The 18157-nt window shown below is 62.8% G+C and carries 18 protein-coding genes and 1 other RNA gene; 7 read left to right on the top strand and 12 right to left on the bottom strand.

What is annotated here, in order from left to right; genetic code table 11:
- Positions 1-3: 3 nt before the first annotated feature.
- From A7X77_RS03560 to rimP, 7 genes are all read right to left on the bottom strand, one after another.
- Positions 4-855 (bottom strand): alpha/beta fold hydrolase, encoded by an 852-nt coding sequence (locus tag A7X77_RS03560; RefSeq protein WP_064681601.1) that lies wholly within the window; start codon positions 853-855, stop codon positions 4-6.
- Between the two features lie 96 nt (positions 856-951).
- Positions 952-1884: a tRNA pseudouridine(55) synthase TruB gene (truB, locus tag A7X77_RS03555; RefSeq protein ID WP_064681600.1), complete on the bottom strand. Its 933-nt coding sequence runs from the start codon at positions 1882-1884 to the stop codon at positions 952-954.
- Between the two features lie 12 nt (positions 1885-1896).
- Complete coding sequence (gene rbfA, locus A7X77_RS03550; RefSeq protein WP_010030783.1) at positions 1897-2301, bottom strand: 30S ribosome-binding factor RbfA; 405 nt, start codon at positions 2299-2301, stop codon at positions 1897-1899.
- 160 nt (positions 2302-2461) lie between these two features.
- The gene (infB, locus tag A7X77_RS03545) at positions 2462-5209 is read right to left on the bottom strand and encodes a translation initiation factor IF-2 (protein WP_064681599.1); all 2748 of its coding nucleotides are present in this window, start codon (positions 5207-5209) and stop codon (positions 2462-2464) included.
- A gap of 102 nt (positions 5210-5311) precedes the next feature.
- Positions 5312-6004 (bottom strand): RNA-binding protein, encoded by a 693-nt coding sequence (locus tag A7X77_RS03540; RefSeq protein ID WP_197486777.1) that lies wholly within the window; start codon positions 6002-6004, stop codon positions 5312-5314.
- The gene (gene nusA, locus A7X77_RS03535; protein WP_064681597.1) at positions 6001-7602 is read right to left on the bottom strand and encodes a transcription termination factor NusA; all 1602 of its coding nucleotides are present in this window, start codon (positions 7600-7602) and stop codon (positions 6001-6003) included. Before nusA ends, A7X77_RS03540 begins: the two co-directional genes overlap by 4 nt.
- Positions 7603-7662: 60 nt before the next feature.
- Entirely contained in the window at positions 7663-8268 is a 606-nt protein-coding gene (rimP, locus tag A7X77_RS03530; RefSeq protein ID WP_064681596.1) for a ribosome maturation factor RimP, read from the bottom strand.
- A 197-nt stretch (positions 8269-8465) separates the two neighbouring features.
- On the opposite strand from rimP, the gene A7X77_RS03525 reads away from it, so the two are divergent.
- Together A7X77_RS03525 and A7X77_RS03520 are read left to right on the top strand one after the other, a co-directional pair.
- Positions 8466-10145, top strand: coding sequence for an MFS transporter (locus tag A7X77_RS03525; RefSeq protein WP_197486776.1), 1680 nt, complete (start codon positions 8466-8468; stop codon positions 10143-10145).
- Between the two features lie 8 nt (positions 10146-10153).
- Positions 10154-10609 carry a GNAT family N-acetyltransferase gene (locus A7X77_RS03520; protein ID WP_064681594.1) on the top strand — a complete coding sequence of 152 codons (456 nt, stop codon included), beginning with the start codon at positions 10154-10156 and terminating at the stop codon, positions 10607-10609.
- A 5-nt stretch (positions 10610-10614) separates the two neighbouring features.
- Here the strand turns inward: A7X77_RS03520 and A7X77_RS03515 are convergent, their stop codons facing one another.
- Positions 10615-11853: a lytic murein transglycosylase gene (locus tag A7X77_RS03515; RefSeq protein ID WP_156668072.1), complete on the bottom strand. Its 1239-nt coding sequence runs from the start codon at positions 11851-11853 to the stop codon at positions 10615-10617.
- An 11-nt stretch (positions 11854-11864) separates the two neighbouring features.
- Positions 11865-12470 (bottom strand): recombination mediator RecR, encoded by a 606-nt coding sequence (gene recR / locus A7X77_RS03510; protein ID WP_064681592.1) that lies wholly within the window; start codon positions 12468-12470, stop codon positions 11865-11867.
- A gap of 57 nt (positions 12471-12527) precedes the next feature.
- Here recR and A7X77_RS03505 point away from each other — a divergent pair, with 57 nt between their 5' ends.
- Positions 12528-13145, top strand: coding sequence for an MOSC domain-containing protein (locus tag A7X77_RS03505; protein ID WP_197486775.1), 618 nt, complete (start codon positions 12528-12530; stop codon positions 13143-13145).
- 73 nt (positions 13146-13218) lie between these two features.
- On the opposite strand, the gene A7X77_RS03500 is transcribed toward A7X77_RS03505, so the two are convergent.
- From A7X77_RS03500 to ffs, 3 genes are all read right to left on the bottom strand, one after another.
- Positions 13219-13542 (bottom strand): YbaB/EbfC family nucleoid-associated protein, encoded by a 324-nt coding sequence (locus A7X77_RS03500; protein WP_064681590.1) that lies wholly within the window; start codon positions 13540-13542, stop codon positions 13219-13221.
- A gap of 22 nt (positions 13543-13564) precedes the next feature.
- Complete coding sequence (locus tag A7X77_RS03495) at positions 13565-15436, bottom strand: DNA polymerase III subunit gamma/tau (protein WP_064681589.1); 1872 nt, start codon at positions 15434-15436, stop codon at positions 13565-13567.
- Positions 15437-15481: 45 nt separating this feature from the next.
- Positions 15482-15578, bottom strand: an RNA gene (ffs, locus tag A7X77_RS03490) — signal recognition particle sRNA small type.
- Between the two features lie 88 nt (positions 15579-15666).
- Here ffs and A7X77_RS03485 point away from each other — a divergent pair.
- The 4 genes from A7X77_RS03485 to A7X77_RS03470 all read left to right on the top strand — a co-directional run bounded on the left by A7X77_RS03485 (position 15667) and on the right by A7X77_RS03470 (position 18066).
- Complete coding sequence (locus A7X77_RS03485; RefSeq protein WP_064681709.1) at positions 15667-16077, top strand: HIT domain-containing protein; 411 nt, start codon at positions 15667-15669, stop codon at positions 16075-16077.
- A complete protein-coding gene (gene nudC, locus A7X77_RS03480) occupies positions 16074-17033 on the top strand; it encodes an NAD(+) diphosphatase (RefSeq protein ID WP_064681588.1) in 960 nt (319 codons plus the stop codon). Before A7X77_RS03485 ends, nudC begins: the two co-directional genes overlap by 4 nt.
- 4 nt (positions 17034-17037) lie before the next feature.
- Positions 17038-17733 (top strand): helix-turn-helix transcriptional regulator, encoded by a 696-nt coding sequence (locus A7X77_RS03475; RefSeq protein WP_064681587.1) that lies wholly within the window; start codon positions 17038-17040, stop codon positions 17731-17733.
- A 72-nt stretch (positions 17734-17805) separates the two neighbouring features.
- Complete coding sequence (locus A7X77_RS03470) at positions 17806-18066, top strand: hypothetical protein (protein WP_064681586.1); 261 nt, start codon at positions 17806-17808, stop codon at positions 18064-18066.
- The last annotated feature ends 91 nt before the right edge of the window (positions 18067-18157 follow it).

Genomic DNA, 18157 nt, shown 5'->3' with positions numbered 1-18157 from the left:
CTTTCAGCGGCCCGTCATGGCGTCCCGAATCATCGCATTATAGCCTGCAGGATCTTGCAGCATGGCGAAATGGCTGGTGTCTTTCAGGATGACGAGCTTTGCGCCCGGAATTTCTTTCGCCATCATCTCGGTATGATCGAGCTTTACGGCCTCATCATGATCGCCGATGGCAAGCGTGACCGGCAGCGTGATCTTGCCAAGCTCCGTCACCGTCCAGTTCGGCTGCGTCGCCCACATCTGCGAAATCTGCGTAACGAAGGCGTCGTATTCGTTCGGTGTCGGCGACAGCTTCCGGTATTGTTCGCCGGCGACGGTGATGTATTCGTTGAAGGTCTTGTTGCTCAGGACGTCGGGCTTGACGCCGTCCGTGGTGACATTGGCAGCCTGGGCAATGACCCGCGTCAGCCTTTCCGGATATCTCATCGCCATGTCGATGCCGATGATGCCGCCGTCCGACCACCCGACGAGCGTCACCTTGTCGATCTTCAGATAATCGAGAAGGGCGACATAGTCCGATGTCATCAGATCGTAGCCGAAAGGCTGCCGGCTGCGCGTCGAGCGGCCGTGACCGCGGCTATCGGCAACGATGACCAGATGATCCCTGGCGAATTCGGCGATCTGGCGACCCCAGACGCCAGTATTGCTAAGGCCGCCATGGATGAAGAGGATCGGATCGCCTTCACCATATTCGGCATAATACATCCTGATGTCGTTCACATCAGCCATGCCGCTCACCTTCGGCGCGGGCATGGCAGGAAAAGCCGGGAGCCCGGCCCAGCGCTCGCCGGATTGCGCGCCGGCGACGGTCAGGAACATCGAAAAGAACGTCAGTATTCCAATTGCGATTGCGCGCATAATTTTCCCCTCGGGCCACCATGGCCCCTCGGGCCGTTACGGCCCGAAAGGAAGATATCGCATCGCGATCGTCTGGCAACCGTCAGCTGTACAGACTCAGGCGAAAACCCGCTTTGGGCGAAACTCGCCCTGGCCGATCTCGCCGATCGCGATCAGCCTGCCGCGAGCCGTCGCATAGGCTTCGCTTTCGGCAATCGGCGCATCGCGGCCGCGCACCAGGATCGGATTGCCCATCTTCAGCCGATGCGCCTGGTCGTCGTTGATGACGAGATGAGGCAGGGCGGAAAGCGCTTCGCACGTGTCGATCAGCAACGCATCGAGAGCGGCGAGCCGCTCATCCATGTCTTCGATCGCTTCGAGCGCCACGAGGTTGGCAAGCGGCACCATGGCTTCTTCCTGGAAAGGCGCGACGAATGTGCGCCGCAGCCCCGATATATGGCCATAGCAGCCGAGCTCGCGGCCGAAATCGCGGGCAAGCGCCCTGACATAAGTGCCCTTGCCGCATTCCACTTCGAAATGCGCGGTATTCGCATCCGGGCAGGCAAGCAGCGTCAGCCGGAAGATCTCGACTTCGCGTGAGGGAATCTCCACGGCTTCCCCGTCGCGGGCCAGATCATAGGCGCGTTCACCCGCGATCTTGATGGCGGAAAACTGCGGCGGCACCTGGCTGATGGTGCCGATATAGCGGGGCAGAATATCGCGGATCTGCTGTTCGGTCGGACGGCTTTCCGAGCTCTGGGTCACATTTCCTTCGAGATCGTCGGTGGCGCGCTCCTCGCCCCAGCTGACGGTGAACTCATAGATTTTCCGGCCATCCATCACATAGGGAACGGTCTTGGTTGCATCGCCGAGCGCGATCGGCAGCATGCCGGAGGCGAGCGGATCGAGCGTGCCGGCATGGCCGGCCTTCTGCGCCTTGTAGAGCCATTTGAGCTTGGAAACGGCTTCCGTCGAGCCGAAATCCACCGGCTTGTCGAGGATCAGCCAGCCGGAAATCGGCCGGCCCTTGGGTTTGCGTGGTTTGGACATGCGTCTCTTCTGTTATTGTTCGTCGTTGTCGCCGTCGAGATCGCGGCTCACCTCGGGCGAACGCAGGAGCTCGTCGATCTTCTTGTAATTATCGAAGCTGGTATCGTCGCGGAAACGCACCTCCGGCATGTATTTCATCTGCCGGAGCTGCGGCCCGAGCCGGCCGCGGATGAACTTCGCATGGCGGTTCAACGCCTCGATGACGATGCTGTGGTCGGAAACGCCGAGCGGCGTCACGTAAGCCGTGGCGATCTTGAGGTCCGGCGACATGCGCACTTCCGAGATCGAAATCACGGTCGCCTCGATGACGTCGTCGCGCACTTCGCCGCGCTGCAGCACCTGGGTGATCGCGGCGCGGACCTGTTCGCCAACGCGCAGCATGCGCTGCGAAGGCGCGGAGGATGTTGGTCTGGTCATTGTTATCTCTGTTTGCCGATGCGGCTGGGAATCGAACCCGTCAAAGGAGAGCGTCCATGACTCTTTTGGCTGCAAAGGTCAAGGCCGCCAGATACCAGAAGCCATCCGCCGGCTGGCGGATGGCTTCTGGAAAGCTGTTGTTGCGCGAGGCGCCCGACGGTTAGAGCGTGCGCGTGATGTGTTCGACGCGGAAGCACTCGATGACGTCGCCGACGCGCATGTCCTCGTAGTTTTCGAAGGCCATGCCGCACTCCTGGCCCATTGGCACTTCGGAGACTTCGTCCTTGAAGCGCTTGAGGGTCTTGAGCTTGCCTTCGTGGACGACGACGTCGTTGCGGATGAGGCGGACGCCCGCCCCGCGCTCGACCTTGCCTTCGACGACGCGGCAGCCTGCGACCTTGCCGACCTTGGTGATGTTGAACACCTCCAGGATCTCGGCATTGCCGATGAAGGTTTCGCGCCGTTCCGGCGACAGCAGGCCCGACATCGCTGCTTTCACGTCATCCACCAGATCGTAGATGATGTTGTAGTAGCGGATCTCGATCCCCTGGCGTTCGGCGAACTGGCGTGCCTGCGCGTTGGCGCGAACGTTGAAGCCGATGATGGCGGCGTTCGAAGCTTCGGCGAGCGACATATCTGACTCGGTGATGCCGCCTGCGCCCGAATGGACGATGCGGGCACGGACTTCGTCGGTGCCGAGCTTTTCCAGCGCGCCGGCAATCGCTTCGATCGAGCCCTGCACGTCGCCCTTGATGACGAGCGGGAACTCCTTGACGCCGGTGCTCTGGAGCTGCGTCATCATCTGTTCCAGCGAACCGCGCTGGCCCGACTGGCGGGCAGCCGCCTTGTCGCGGGCAAGACGCTGACGGTATTCCGAGATTTCGCGTGCACGGCTTTCGCTTTCGACCACGGCAAACTTGTCGCCTGCCTGAGGCGTGCCGGAAAGACCGAGCACCTCGACCGGAGTCGCGGGACCGGCTTCCTTCACATGGTCGCCCTTGTCGGTGACGAGGGCGCGCACGCGGCCCCAGACGTCGCCGGCGACGATGATCTGGCCCGGACGCAGCGTGCCCTTCTGGACGAGCACGGTGGCGACCGAACCGCGGCCGCGGTCGAGCTGGGCTTCGATAACCGTGCCTTCGGCCGTCCGGTTCGGATTGGCCTTCAGATCGAGAATTTCGGCCTGCAGCAGGATCGCTTCAAGCAGCTTGTCGAGATTCTTGCCGGTTTTAGCCGAGACTTCGACATCGAGCACTTCACCACCCATCGATTCGACGAAGACTTCGTGCTGCAGCAGCTGGTTGCGAACCTTCTGCGGATCAGCCTCGTGCTTGTCGACCTTGTTGATCGCCACGATGATCGGCACATTCGCCGCCTTGGCGTGGTTGATCGATTCGATCGTCTGCGGCATCACGCTGTCGTCGGCCGCGACCACCAGGATCGCGATGTCGGTCGCCTGGGCGCCGCGAGCACGCATCGCCGTGAAGGCGGCGTGGCCCGGGGTGTCGATGAAGGTGATCTTCTGGCCGCTCTGTTCCACCTGATAGGCGCCGATATGCTGGGTGATGCCACCGGCTTCGCCGGCGACCACGTTGGCATGGCGGATGGCGTCGAGCAGCGAGGTCTTGCCGTGGTCGACGTGGCCCATGATGGTGACGACGGGCGGGCGCGAAACCAGTTCGCCTTCTTCGTCGGAGACGTTGAAGATGCCGAGTTCGACGTCGGATTCCGAGACGCGACGGACCGTGTGGCCGAATTCACTGGCGATGAGTTCGGCAAGGTCGGCGTCGATGACGTCGCCCGGCTTCATCATCTGGCCTTCCTTCATCAGGTACTTGATGACGTCGACGGCGCGTTCGGACATGCGCTGCGACAGTTCCTGAATGGTGATGGTCTCGGGCAGAACCACTTCGCGCGAGATCTTCTCGCGGGTTTCCTGCATCTGGCTGCGGCGGAACTTTTCCTGCCGGCGGCGCATCGCCGAAAGCGAGCGCCCGCGGGCATTGTCGTCGCCGTCGACGTCGGCCGTGGTGATCGTCAGCTTGCCGCGGCGGCGCTCCTCATCCGTTTTCGGACGCGTGGTGACCGGCTTTGCCGGTTCCGGGCGGATAACACGGCCACGAACCGGGCCGCCGCGTGCGGCACCCCGATCATCGTCGCCCTCGTCATCGCGACGGCCGCGGACTCCTGCCGGTGCGGCAGCGCCCGGCGCCGGACGGGCGGCAGCAGGTGCTCCGGCGCCATCGGGACGGCGAGCAGCCGGTGCCGGCGATGCCGGCCGCGGAGCGCTCGGGCGCGCTTCGGCCACAGCAGGAGCCGGTGCCGCAGCAGGTTCGGTGGCAGCGGGCGCCTCGGCCTGGCGGGCAGCCTCTTCGGCGGCCCTGCGGGCGGCCTCTTCGGCTTCGGCCGCCTTGCGGATCGCCTCTTCGGCGGCACGGCGCTTTTCTTCCTCGGCGCGGCGGATCGCGTCCTGGGCGTCACGCGCCTGGGATTCGGCCAGCGCACGGCGACGGGCATCCATCTCCTCAGGCGACAGATGGTTCAGCACGACAGGGCGCGGACGGTCGTTCGAGCGCTGCGGCTGATAGGATTGCTGCGGACGCTGGTTGGTCTGGCTGTTGCCCGGCTGGTGAACCCGCGGTGCCGGCGTCGGCTGCTGCGGACGCGCCTGAACGGGCGCCGGCGCCGGTTCGGCTGCGCGGACCGGGGCTGCCGGGGCAGCGGGCGTGATCGGCTTTTCGTCTTCCGGGCGCATCGGGCGCCGCTTGCGGGTCTCGACCACGACCGCCTTGGTGCGACCCCGACCCATATCCTGGCGAACGGTGCCCTGGCTCATCCCCGATGGTTTCAGGGTAAGCGTCTTCTTGCCCGTTACGCTGAGTGTCTTGTCGTCGTTACTATCGGTCATTCGTTCCCGTTCCTTCGGACAGGGAGCGATGACTAGATCAGACCCTGTCGTTCAAATACTGTCGATCAATGAGAATGAGACCGGCCGATGCCGGTGACCGTCTCATTGTTTTTGCCGGCCAGCGCCGCCCGCTGCCCGGGACTGACCGCCAATACGGTACTGTTCGAGCATCTTTGCGCGCTTCACTACACCCTCACCCGCCTGCCCTGCAAGCACTGCGGCATGGATAAAAGCATTCTGGCCCATCAGGCCTTCCATTTCGCTCTCCGAGAAGAAGCGATAGGAAGGTATCTCCTCCTCGGTCTCCATTCCGAGGTGCCAGGCCTTGCGGGCCTGGTCGATTTTCCTCACGCCGTCGTCCGCCGCGTCAGTTGCGTGGAACACCGCAATGGCTGCTCCGCTTCTGACCGCGGCGTCCACTTTGGAGGAGCCGCTGATGAACTGGCCGGCTTTGCGAGCCATGTTCATCATCTGCATCAATTGCGCCGCCAGCAGCCGGTCGACATTCGCACCGAGATCGTCCGCGGCCTTCACATCGCTTTTCAACGCGCGGGCGAAAAGCCTCTTCGCCACCGCTCTGTCGACCAGCGACCGGTCGGCTTTCACCCAGCAACCGCGTCCCGGAAGCTCGCGCTTCAGGTCGGCGACGACGGTTCCGTCGGGAGCCGCGACGAAACGGATCAGCTCATCCGGCGATCCGCTTTCGCGCGTCACGATGCACATGCGTCCGTTCACGTCATAACCTGCAAGATCGTCGTCCTGAGGGAGAGCGTCCGGCTCATGCGCGGTCATCATGCTTCCTGTTCAGCTTCGGTGACCTCTTCTTCGGTCCCCTTCGCCAGGTCCTCTTCGGTGATCCAGCCGGCCGCAAGCCGGGCCTGGACAATCATCTGTTCGGCTTCGACGCGCGAGACGTCGAACTTCGAGAACAGGCCTTCGAACTTCTTCGTTTCGCCGTTCTTTCGTTCCGTCCAGCCGACGAGATCGTCGGCGGCGCAGCCGGCAAAGTCCTCGATCGTCTTGATGCCGTCTTCGCCGAGCGCGACCATCATCTGGGCGGTCATGCCGTCGATTCCGCGCAGCTCGTCCTCAACGCCGAGCGCCTTGCGCTTCTCGTCCATCTCGGCTTCGAGACGCTCGAGGAACTCGCGGGCGCGCTGCTGGATTTCCTGTGCCGTCTCCTCGTCGAAGCCGTCGATCGAGGAGATTTCGTCGAGATCGACATAGGCCAGTTCCTCGACGGCGGCAAAACCTTCCGATGCCAGAACCTGGCCGACCATTTCGTCGACGTCGAGCGAATCCATGAACAGGTTGGTGCGCTCGTTGAATTCCTTCTGACGGCGTTCCGATTCCTCGGCCTCCGTCATGATGTCGATATCCCAGCCGGTCAGCTGCGACGCCAAGCGCACGTTCTGGCCTCGGCGGCCGATCGCAAGCGACAGCTGCTCGTCGGGAACCACCACTTCGATGCGCTCGGCGTCTTCGTCGAGAACGACCTTGGCGACTTCGGCCGGCTGCAGAGCGTTGACGACGAAGGTTGCCGGATCTTGGCTCCACGGAATGATGTCGATTTTCTCGCCCTGAAGCTCGCCCACGACGGCCTGGACGCGCGAACCGCGCATACCGACGCAGGCGCCGACCGGATCGATCGAACTGTCGTTCGAGATGACGGCGATCTTGGCGCGCGAGCCCGGATCGCGGGCGACCGACTTCACCTGGATGATGCCGTCGTAGATTTCAGGCACTTCCATGGTGAAGAGCTTCACCATGAACTGCGGATGCGTGCGCGACAGGAAGATCTGCGGGCCGCGCTGTTCGCGGCGGACATCGTAGACATAGGCACGGACGCGATCGCCATAGCGCACGTTCTCGCGCGGGATCATTTCGTCGCGGCGGATGATGCCTTCGCCACGGCCGAGATCGACGATGACGTTGCCGTATTCGACACGCTTGACGGTACCGTTGACGATTTCGCCGACGCGGTCCTTGAATTCGTCGAACTGGCGATCGCGTTCGGCTTCACGCACCTTCTGCACGATCACCTGCTTGGCGGACTGTGCAGCGATGCGGCCGAAATCCATCGGCGGCAGCGGATCGGCAATGTAATCGCCGAGTGCGGCGTCCGGGTTGCGGTCGCGGGCGAGCTCGAGCGGGATCTGCGTCGAATAATCCTCGGCCTTGTCGACGACTTCGAGCAGGCGCTGCAGCCGGATTTCGCCGGTCTTCGGATTGATGTCGGCACGGATGTTGGATTCGGTGCCGTAACGCGAGCGTGCCGCCTTCTGAATGGCATCGGCCATTGCGGCAAGCACGATCTCGCGGTCGATGACCTTTTCGCGCGCCACTGCATCTGCGATCTGCAGAAGTTCGAGCCGGTTCGCACTGACTGCCATTGTCTTGTTTCTCCGTCTTTGCTCCGGGGTTCCCGTCCCTGGGAGCGGTCTGTTAATCGGTTATTCCTGCTCGTCCGCTTCGTTCTGGTTGGCGGCCTGCGCTTTCGCCAGCTTGTCGGCGCGCAATGCATCGCGGATCAGGTCGTCGGTCAGGATGAGTTTCGCATCGCTGAGCGCCGTGAAAGGAATGGTGACATTCAGCTCTTCTCCGTAGGCAACCTGGTCACGCTCGAGCGTGAAACCATCTGCGTCGGCTTCGACGATCTTGCCGCGGAAGCGCTTGCGGTTGCCGATCATGATCGACGTCTCGCATTTCACCAGGTGACCTTGCCAGCGAACGAAATCGGATTTCCGCACCATCGGACGGTCGATGCCGGGCGAAGACACTTCGAGATGATACTCTTTATCGATCGGATCTTCCACATCGAGGACCGGAGAAATCGCCATCGAGACTTCTTCGCAGTCCTGGACGGTCATCGTGCCGTCGTTGCGCTCGGCCATCACCTGCATCGTCATGCCGTTCTGGTTCAGCATGCGCACGCGGATCAGCCGGAAGCCCATCCCGATGAGAACGGGTTCGATGATATCGGCAAGACGCTGGTCAAGGCCGGTTTCGGTAATCAGCCGCGGCTCAAGTTCGTTGTCTGCGTTCGTCATGTCCGACAAGCGGTGCGCTCCTCGCAATTTCTGCTGTTCAGGCGATCGAGCTAATAAAAAAGAGCGGGTCCTTGCGGCCCACTCTTCATCAAGCGATCAAGAATTTGAGAGCCATATAGTCGGGTTTTTACGAAATTGCAAGGTCTGTGGCCGATTCCGCCAATTCGCCTCCGACAGGGCGAACGCGCCTATGGCCAGCGCCGGTCATGCGCATATATTGCCCGGCGGGGGCAATGACAAAAGCGGGAGATATTGTGGCGTACACTTCGTCGACATTGGCGCCTTTGCGGCACGATACCTATCGCGCCATATGGTTTGCGAGCCTTTCCTCGAATTTCGGCGGTCTGATCCAGGCGGTGGGTGCTGCCTGGATGATGACGACGATCACTGCTTCGGAAGATATGGTCGCGCTGGTGCAGACCTCGACAGCGCTGCCGATCATGCTGTTTTCCCTGATATCGGGCGCGCTTGCCGACAATTACGACCGCCGCCGGGTGATGCTGACGGCGCAATGCATGATGCTGACGGTCTCAGGCCTGCTGACGGCCTCAGCCCTTCTCGGCTGGATCACGCCCTGGCTGCTGCTCTTCTTCACCTTCCTGATCGGCTGCGGCACGGCGCTCAACAACCCCTCCTGGCAGGCCTCGGTCGGCGACATGGTGCCGCGCGCCGATCTGCCGGGCGCCGTCACTCTGAACAGCATGGGTTTCAACATCACCCGCAGCGTCGGGCCGGCGATCGGCGGCGCCATTGTGGCAGCCGCCGGCGCCGCCGCGGCCTTTGCCGTCAACACGCTGAGTTACCTGCCATTGATCTACGCTTTGACGCGTTGGCGGCCGAGCGCGCCGGTTTCGACCCTGCCGCGGGAGGCGCTCGCCAGCGCCATCTTCGCCGGCCTGCGCTATGTCTCGATGTCGCCCAATCTCGAAAAGGTTCTCGTCAGGGGGCTTATCTTCGGCATCGGCGCCAGCTCGATCCTGGCGCTGCTGCCGGTTGTCGCGCTTGATCTGGTGGCCGGCGGACCGCTGACCTATGGCTTCATGCTCGGCGCTTTCGGCATTGGCGCGATCGGCGGCGCCGTGCTGAGTGCGAGAATTCGCCAAGCGTTTTCCGGCGAGACGATCATCCGCCTGGCCTTTGCCGGCTTTGCGCTCAGCGCCGTCATTGCGGCCGTCAGCCCGAGCGCCGTCTTCACCTCAGCCGGACTGCTCGTCGCCGGCGCCTGTTGGGTCTCGGCGTTGTCACTTTTCAACACCATCGTCCAGCTCTCGACACCGCGCTGGGTGGTAGGCCGCGCGCTGTCGCTCTACCAGACCGTCACCTTCGGCGGCATTGCCGGCGGCAGCTGGCTGTGGGGCGTTGCTGCCGATCGCTACGGCGTCGCCAATGCGCTGCTGACGTCATCCGTCGTCATGCTGCTCGGCATTGCGATCGGCTTGCGCTTTTCGATGCCGGCCTTTGCCTCGCTCAATCTCGATCCGCTGAACCGCTTCACCGCGCCGGCGCTCAGCCTCGACATCACGCCGCGCAGCGGTCCGATCGTCATCCAGGTCGACTACGAGATCGCCGATGACGATCTTGCGGAATTCATGGTGCTGATGGGTGAACGCCGCCGTATCCGCATCCGCGATGGCGCGCGGCACTGGGCGCTGATGCGCGATCTCGAAAATCCCGGGCTTTGGACCGAAACCTACCATACGCCGACTTGGGTCGAATATATCAGGCACAACCAGCGGCGCACGCAGGCCGATGCCGAAAACATCGACAGGCTGCGCGCCCTTCACCGCGGCGAAGGTCCGCCGCATGTTCACCGAATGATCGAACGCCAGGCTATCCCGCCGGGCGATGACGTCTTCCATAAAGCGCCGATCGATCTGCACCATTAGGGAGTGGCATGTTCAGTTTTAGGCTCGCCCGCCAATCCGATCTTGCCGCCATCGTCCGGCTCTTGGCCGATGACGATCTCGGCAGCGCCAGGGAGATCGTCTCGGACCCCATCGATGCGCGCTATCTCTCGGCTTTCGCCGCAATCGAGGCGGATGCCAATCAGATGCTGGCCGTCGCCAGCGATACGGACGATCAGCTCGTCGGCTGTCTGCAGCTGAGCTTCGTTCCCGGCCTTTCGAGAACAGGCATGTGGCGCGGACAGATCGAAAGCGTGCGTATCGCCCGGGATTTCCGCGGTTCCGGCCTCGGCTCTCAATTCATCGAATGGGCGATCACCCAATGTGTCGAGCGGGGCTGCGGTCTCGTTCAGCTGACATCGGACAAGACGCGGGCGGATTCGATCCGTTTCTACGAGAAGCTCGGCTTCGTCGCGAGCCATGAAGGGCTGAAGCGCGACCTCTGAAACGGCTACTTCAGTTTGCCTTTCATCGTGGCCTCGGGAAAGCAGGTCGGCTTCATGCCGTTCTTCGCCTGCCACTGGCCGATCGAGCGCCGCGTCTTGTAGCCCGGCAGGCCGTCGGAACCACCGACATCATAGCCCTGCCGCTCCAGCGCCTTCTGCATGGCGGCGACATCCGAACGCAGCATCTTGCCGACATCGCCCCATCGGCCCTGGAAGCCGCCGCCGTTGGAGGCGATCCGGTCAGCGAGATTGCCGATATAGAGCGCATAGAGATCGGAGTTGTTGTATTCCTTGATGATATAGAAATTCGGGGTGACGATGAATTCAGGCCCGTCGCGGCCGGCCGGCACGAGCATCATGCTTTGCGCGTTCATCTCGCCCGAGGGGAAGTTCTTGCCGGAGATGCGCTCGATGCCGAGCGAGGCCCAATGCGAAAGCGGCTTCGCGAGGTCGGGACCCTCCTGCGCGCAGGAAACTGCCTCCGGGATCGATACCTCGAAGCCCCAGTCGCGGTCACGCTGCCAGCCTTTCTTGACAAGGTAATTGGCGATCGAGGCAAGCGTATCCGGCACGGAGGTCCAGATGTTGCGGTGCCCGTCGCCATCGAAATCCACCGCATATTTCAGATAGCTCGTCGGCATGAATTGCGGCTGGCCGAGCGCGCCGGCCCACGAGCTCTTGAAATCGGCGGGCGTCACGTCGCCGCCGTCGAGAATATGCAGCGCCGCCATCAGCTCGGTGCGGAACATTTCCTTGCGGGTCGACATGAAGGCCTTGGTCGCCAGTACCTCGATCGCCGAATTCGGGATCTTCGCCGCGCCGAAGCCCGTCTCCCGGCCCCAGATGGCGAGCACGATCGACCCCGGCACGCCGTAGGTCTTCTCGATCCGCTTCAGCGTCGAGCCATATTGTGCGGCAAAGCCGCGTCCGGTTGCGGCAAGCCTCTTCAAATGGTCCTCGTTGAAATAGGGACCGGGCGAGGAAAACTCCGCCTGCGTCTGTTTCTGCTCCTTCGGCGGCGGGAACCCCGGCGGAGCGAGATCCGGCAGGTTCCAATTCAGCGCGACGCCCGAGAAAGCGGCCTTGAAAGTCTGCTCGGAAATGCCGCCGGCCTTGGCTTGCTGCCAGAGATCCTTCTGCACCCAGCTTTCGAATTGCGCCTCAACATCGGTTTTCGATGGGGCTGCGTGGGCGGTGAGGGGGAGGAGGACGGCCACAAAAGCGAGTGCGAGTATTCGCGGCATATAAATCCCCTTCATATCACTGTCCGCGCCCGTAGCGCCGCCGCAAGCGTGCCCTCGTCGAGATAGTCAAGTTCGCCGCCAACAGGCACGCCATGCGCCAGCCGCGTGATCTTCACGTCGAGTCCCTGCAGCTGGTCGGTAATGTAATGTGCCGTCGTCTGCCCTTCGACGGTGGCGTTGACGGCGATGATCAGCTCGCGGATGCCGCCTTCGCCGATCCGGTCGATCAGCCCGCGAATATTGAGATCGTCGGGGCCGATCCCGTCGAGCGGCGACAACGTGCCGCCGAGCACGTGATAGGCGGCGTTCATCGCGCCCGCCCGCTCCAGCGCCCAGAGGTCCGAGACATTCTCGACGACGATGATGACGGATTGATCGCGCTGCGTGTCGGTGCAGACGGTGCAGGGATCGGCGGTGTCGACATTGCCGCAGCGCGAGCAGATCTTCACCTTGTCATAGGCCTCGCCCATCGCATTCGACAGCGGGCCGAGCAGCTGGTCCTTCTTCTTGATCAGATGCAGTGCCGCCCGGCGCGCCGAGCGCGGCCCGAGGCCCGGCACCTTCGCCAGAAGCTGGATGAGTTTTTCGATTTCGGGGCCGGTGACTCGTTTTGCCATGCGCCGTTCTTAGCTGATATGCAACGAAAACGGAATCGCGGAAGGATCGACCGTCTCATGAAAATCCTGGCGCTGTGTAGAGGCAATGCAGAAAGGCTGCCCGGCAAGAGCTACAAGACCGGCATCTTCAAACACGCCGTCAACGGCGCCGTGATGATCGATGCCGAAGGCCTGGTCGGCGACGCGATCTGCAACCGCAAACATCATGGCGGCGTTGATCAGGCGGTCTATATCGAGGGATCGCTGACGCTCGACTGGTGGGCACAAGAACTTGGCCGGCACTACAGCCCCGGCACCTTCGGCGAAAACATGGTGATATCGGACCTCGACAATCGCGACGTTTCCGTCGGCGACCGCATCATATCAGGCGATCTCGTCCTCGAAGTCAGCGCATGCCGCATCCCCTGCGCCACCTTCGCCGCCAGGATGGCCGATTCGAATTTCGTCAAGCGCTATACCGATGCCGCCCGCCCCGGCATCTATTGCCGCGTCATCCGCGGCGGCATCGCCGAAGCTGGAATGCCGGTGGAGCACCAGCCCTTTGCCGGAGAAAAGGTCAAGATGCCGGAGCTGATGGAAACTTTCGGTCGACGGCTTTCGGAGGCGGACCGGACGCGATATCTCGCCGCTCCTATTCATCACAAGCTGCGGGCGATGCTGGAAATGCATCGCTGAGAACGGATTTCTTCCGCCCAACGCGAGCGCAATAGCCGTACCGAGTGATAGTACGGAATTGAATCGCCTGTTATCAGAACGGCAGCTTGAAGCCGGGCGGGATCGGCAGGCCGGCGGTCAGCGCCTTGGTCTTTTCGGCGGCGAGCGCTTCGGCCTTGTCCTTGGCGTCCTTGTGGGCGGCGACGATCAGGTCCTCGAGGATCTCGACATCGTCCTCCTTGAACAGCGACGGGTCGATCTTCAGGCTCTTCAGCTCGCCCTTGCCTGACATAACGACGGTGACGAGGCCACCGCCCGCCTTGCCTTCGGCCGAGAGCTCGGCGATCTCCGCCTGCATCTGCTCCATCTTGGCCTGCATTTCCTTGACTTTGCCCATCATGCCCATGATGTCGCGCATCGTCTCGCTCCTTCTTGAAATCTTAGAATTCTATGTCGTCGCCCGGCAGGATATCACCTTCTTCGGATTCGGCGGCGGCAGGTGGTGTCGCCTCTTCCGCTTCCTCCTCCGGCGTCGGCGCCCTGACGCGCACGTCGATGATCTTGGCGCCCGGAAACTGCGCAAGAATGGCGGCGACATCGGGGTCCTGGCGGGCGTCGCTGACCCGCTGTTGCTGTGCCTTGGCTTCCGCCTCCACCATCGTCGGCCCGCCCTCTTCGCGGCTGGTGCTGACGATCCAGTGGATGCCTGTCCATTCCTTGAGTTTGACGGCGAGCTCATTTAGCAGCGTGCCTGGCGCGCCCTCGGTGAGATTCACGTCCAGCCGGCCAGGCTCGATGCGGACGGGCCGCACGAAGTTGCGCACCAATGCCTTCAGCTTGACGTCCCGCTTTTCGGCCGCGAGGTCGACGATATCGCCGATTGAATTGACCGGGACCAGCGGCTTCGGCGCTTCAACCGGCTTCGTCTCGACGCGGCCGATTGTATGCGGTTCCGGATTGGGGACGGCGCGCAGCATCGCGGTCGGCCCTGAGGGCTGCGGCCGCGGTGTCGGCTCCGGGGCCCGCGCCGCGACGCTGCTCTGATAGGGAACCCGTGTTCCGTTGCCGCCACCACCGCCGGACGACGGGGAGGAGGGGCGCAAGCCGGCGGCGTCGCCGGAAAATTCGGCAAGACGCCGTGCCGCATCCTCGGGCGCCGGGAGATGTGCGGCATGCGCCAGCCGGATCAGCACCATTTCGGCCGCCCCTGCCGTGCGCGACGAGCCTTCTGTTTCGGGAATACCCTTCAGCAGCATCTGCCAGATGCGCGACAGCGTCGTCACCGCCACGCCCTTGGCCAGTTCCGCCGCTTTCGTGCGCTCGATCTCGCTCAGCGAGGGATCGTTTGCCGCATCCGGCACATATTTTAGCCGCGTCACCAGATGGGTGAAATCGGCAAGATCGGTCAGCACGACCACCGGATTGGCGCCGGCCTCGTACTGGCTCTGGAATTCGCCGAGGGCGCCGGCGACATCGCCTTTGACGATATGCTGGAAGAGATCGACGATCCGGGCGCGGTCGGCAAGGCCAAGCATGCCGCGCACGGCTTCCGCCTGCACGGCGCCGGCGCCATGGGCGATCGCCTGATCGAGCAGCGACAGGCCGTCGCGCGCCGAGCCTTCGGCAGCGCGTGCGATCATCGCCAGCGCATCCGCTTCCGCCTCAATGCCCTCCTTGGCCGCGATCGTCGTAAACAGGCCGACAAGGTCCGACGCGCTGATGCGGCGCAGGTCGAAACGCTGGCAGCGCGACAGCACGGTGATCGGCACCTTGCGGATTTCGGTGGTGGCGAAGATGAATTTCACATGTTCCGGCGGCTCTTCCAGCGTCTTCAGCAGACCGTTGAAGGCCTGCGTCGACAGCATATGCACTTCGTCGATGATATAGACCTTGTAGCGCGCCGAAACCGGCCGGTAGCGCACCTGTTCGATGATCTCTCGTATATCGTCGATACCGGTATGGGAGGCGGCATCCATTTCGATCACGTCGACATGCCGGCCTTCCATGATCGCCTGGCAATGTTCGCCGGGGGTGCGGAGGTCGATCGTCGGCTTGTCGATCTCTGTCGTCTTGTAGTTCAGCGCCCGCGCCAGGATGCGCGCCGTCGTAGTCTTGCCGACGCCGCGCACGCCGGTCAGCATATAGGCCTGCGCGATGCGGCCGGTCTCGAAGGCGTTGGTGAGCGTGCGGACCATCGGCTCCTGGCCGACCATCAGATCCGTGAAATCCTTGGGGCGGTATTTGCGAGCCAGCACCCGGTATCCGGTGCCCGTCGAGGCGGCATCTTTTGATTGTCGCTCGGTGTCGCTCATCGCCCTGCTTGTCGCCCGGATTGCCGGGCACTTCGGAAAGAGAAGGTGGGAGGCTGGCACGATGACCCGTGCCGGGCTCGTTAGGGCTGCTTCCTTCCGGACCTGACCCGGTTGGCGAGTGGCTCGTCCACCACCAACCTCCCGGATGCACATATCGGCAATATCGTCATCAAATGCAAGCCAACATGATAAAAAACTGCTAGTCGTTGGAAAAGACAGGAGGAATGCCCTTGAACGGCTTTATGCTCGACCCCCGGCTGGAAAACGACAGCATCAGCGTCATGGTCACCGGCCTCTGTGATCTCAGATTGTCGAAGGATGCCCGCTGGCCCTGGCTCATTCTCGTGCCGCGCCGGGCCGATATCACCGAAATCTTCGAGCTGACGCCGCTCGATCAGGTGCTGCTCGCCTTCGAGACGGAGCTCACCGCCAAGGCGCTCAAAGAGATCACCGGCGCGACAAAAATCAATGTCGGGGCTCTTGGCAACATCGTCCGCCAGCTTCATGTTCATGTCATTGCCCGCTTCGAAGGCGATGCCAACTGGCCGGGTCCTGTCTGGGGCTTCGGGCGCGCTAAGCCCTACGAACACGGGAAAAGAGACGAATTCATAGCGAAGCTGCGGGAAGCCCTTTCATCATGAGTCATTCGCTTTTCGATTCGGACGTGCCGCATCCGGAGCCCAGCAATCTCACCGCCTTTGCCGCCAACGACCTCAATCGCGATTCCGAACATCGCGACGAAAAGTCGGTCGAAAGGGCGCTGGCGAGGGAAGGCACCCATATCTTCGCCTTCGCCAGGGACAAGCTGGTGCTGAAGCATGACGGCCAGGTGCTCGATCCGCTCTTTGCCCGCTACGAGCTGCAGGAACTGCAGCCGGATTGGGACGAGACGGTGCTTCTCGGCTATCGAAGGACCGGCGAGCCCCGCCTCGCCGTTCCCGTCGGCATCGACGTCGAGGATCTCGCCAGCCAGTACAAGCCCGCCGACGGCCGTACGCTGTTTCGCGAAATGCTGATCGACGAGGTGTTGCTCGGCGAATTCGCCCAGGCCGCCAGCCTCATTCGCTGGAACGGCGACAACCGCTTCTGCGGCCGCTGCGGCTCGGCTATGGAAATTCATATCGGCGGTTACAAGCGTGTCTGTGCCGCCTGCGAGCACATGATCTTTCCCCGCACCGACCCCGTCGTCATCATGCTGACGATCGACGAGAGCCGCGACCTCTGCCTGCTCGGCCGCAGCCCGCATTTTGCGCCCGGCATGTATTCCTGTCTTGCCGGCTTCGTCGAGCCCGGGGAGACGATCGAGAATGCAGTGCGCCGTGAAACGCTGGAGGAATCGGGCATCCGCACCGGCCGTATCCGCTATCACGCCTCGCAGCCCTGGCCGATGCCGCATTCGCTGATGATCGGCTGTTACGCCGAGGCGAAATCCACCGAGATCAAGCGCGATGAGACCGAGTTGGAGGATTGCCGCTGGTTTACCCGCGAGGAAACGCTCGAGATGCTCGAGCGTCCAGGCGCCAATGGCAAGGCCTCGCCGCCGAAAGGGGCGATCGCCCACCGCCTGATGCGCGACTGGGTGGAGTGGAAGCGCTAGTGCCATGCCCGTCGCCCGTTCGGAACGGCTCCTGACGCTGCTCCAGACGCTTCGGCGTTATCGCAGGCCGGTGACCGGCACCGTGCTCGCTCAGGAGACCGGGGTCAGCCTGCGCACACTCTATCGCGATATCGCCAGCCTGCAGGCCCAGGGCGCGATGATCGAAGGCGAAGCCGGCATCGGTTATGTGCTGAAGCCCGGTTTCATGCTGCCGCCGATGATGTTTTCCGAGGAAGAGCTGGAGGCTCTGGTGCTCGGCTCGCGCTGGGTGGCTCGCGCCGCCGAGCCGCGGCTTGCCGGCGCCGGCGCCGATGCGCTGGCCAAGATCGCCGCCGTACTGCCGGCCGATTTGCGTGAAATGATCGATTCGGCCGCTCTCTTCGTCGGCCCCAAACGCCGGGATGAAGACAGCGCCGATGTCTCGGCCATCCGCAGGGCGATCCGCCTGGAGCGTATTCTCGAGCTGCATTACGGCGACGAACAGGGCCGGATCTCGCGCCGCCGCGTCTGGCCTTTCGCGCTTGGTTATTTCGAGCACGTGCGCGTGCTCATGGCCTGGTGCGAGCTGCGCCAGGATTTTCGCCATTTCCGCACCGATCGCATCATCGACATGGCACTGCATGAGATGCGTTATCCGCGCCGCCGCACGGTGCTTCTCAAGGAGTGGCGCGAGACGCAGGACGTGCCGATCGAGAGATAAATGCTGCTGCCATAAACTGTCAGCAGTTGGCGTTATGATCAGTCTCAATTTCACTAGAAAGGAGTACTGATCATGGCAACATCTTCACTCATCCGCCAAGCCAGTGACCGTTTTGCAGTCGACACCTTTGCTGATGTCATTTCGGCGGAAACTTTCGCCGATGTCGGCCAGTCCGAGCACTTCGGCCTTCGGCACCTGGTCATGAGCATCTTTCGGATTCGCAGTGCAAACCACACCGGCCTCGATCTCGAGGCGGCGCCGGATTGCCGCAAGCGCGACCTCGGCTTCATGGATGGACGCGATCCGCGCCGCGAGAGCCGTTTTTCGCTTTAGACCATCATCCACATCGCCGGCCGAGAACGAGGCGCTGCTTTCGCAGCGCCGTCAGCGCCTGCTGCCATAAATTGGCAGCAGGCCGGTCCTC

It is taken from the genome of Rhizobium bangladeshense (assembly GCF_001662075.1).
Classification (GTDB): domain Bacteria; phylum Pseudomonadota; class Alphaproteobacteria; order Rhizobiales; family Rhizobiaceae; genus Rhizobium; species Rhizobium bangladeshense_B.
This window is presented reverse-complemented; position numbering and strand designations above follow the sequence as displayed.

Coding starts and splice junctions, on each gene's coding strand:
- A7X77_RS03560 (WP_064681601.1), bottom strand. CDS start 855: ATGCGCGCAATCGCAATTGGAATACTGACGTTCTTTTCGATGTTCCTG.
- truB (WP_064681600.1), bottom strand. CDS start 1,884: ATGTCCAAACCACGCAAACCCAAGGGCCGGCCGATTTCCGGCTGGCTG.
- rbfA (WP_010030783.1), bottom strand. CDS start 2,301: ATGACCAGACCAACATCCTCCGCGCCTTCGCAGCGCATGCTGCGCGTT.
- infB (WP_064681599.1), bottom strand. CDS start 5,209: ATGACCGATAGTAACGACGACAAGACACTCAGCGTAACGGGCAAGAAG.
- A7X77_RS03540 (WP_197486777.1), bottom strand. CDS start 6,004: ATGATGACCGCGCATGAGCCGGACGCTCTCCCTCAGGACGACGATCTT.
- nusA (WP_064681597.1), bottom strand. CDS start 7,602: ATGGCAGTCAGTGCGAACCGGCTCGAACTTCTGCAGATCGCAGATGCA.
- A7X77_RS03525 (WP_197486776.1), top strand. CDS start 8,466: ATGCGCATATATTGCCCGGCGGGGGCAATGACAAAAGCGGGAGATATT.
- A7X77_RS03520 (WP_064681594.1), top strand. CDS start 10,154: ATGTTCAGTTTTAGGCTCGCCCGCCAATCCGATCTTGCCGCCATCGTC.
- A7X77_RS03515 (WP_156668072.1), bottom strand. CDS start 11,853: ATGCCGCGAATACTCGCACTCGCTTTTGTGGCCGTCCTCCTCCCCCTC.
- recR (WP_064681592.1), bottom strand. CDS start 12,470: ATGGCAAAACGAGTCACCGGCCCCGAAATCGAAAAACTCATCCAGCTT.
- A7X77_RS03505 (WP_197486775.1), top strand. CDS start 12,528: ATGAAAATCCTGGCGCTGTGTAGAGGCAATGCAGAAAGGCTGCCCGGC.
- A7X77_RS03500 (WP_064681590.1), bottom strand. CDS start 13,542: ATGCGCGACATCATGGGCATGATGGGCAAAGTCAAGGAAATGCAGGCC.
- A7X77_RS03495 (WP_064681589.1), bottom strand. CDS start 15,436: ATGAGCGACACCGAGCGACAATCAAAAGATGCCGCCTCGACGGGCACC.
- nudC (WP_064681588.1), top strand. CDS start 16,074: ATGAGTCATTCGCTTTTCGATTCGGACGTGCCGCATCCGGAGCCCAGC.
- A7X77_RS03475 (WP_064681587.1), top strand. CDS start 17,038: ATGCCCGTCGCCCGTTCGGAACGGCTCCTGACGCTGCTCCAGACGCTT.
- A7X77_RS03470 (WP_064681586.1), top strand. CDS start 17,806: ATGGCAACATCTTCACTCATCCGCCAAGCCAGTGACCGTTTTGCAGTC.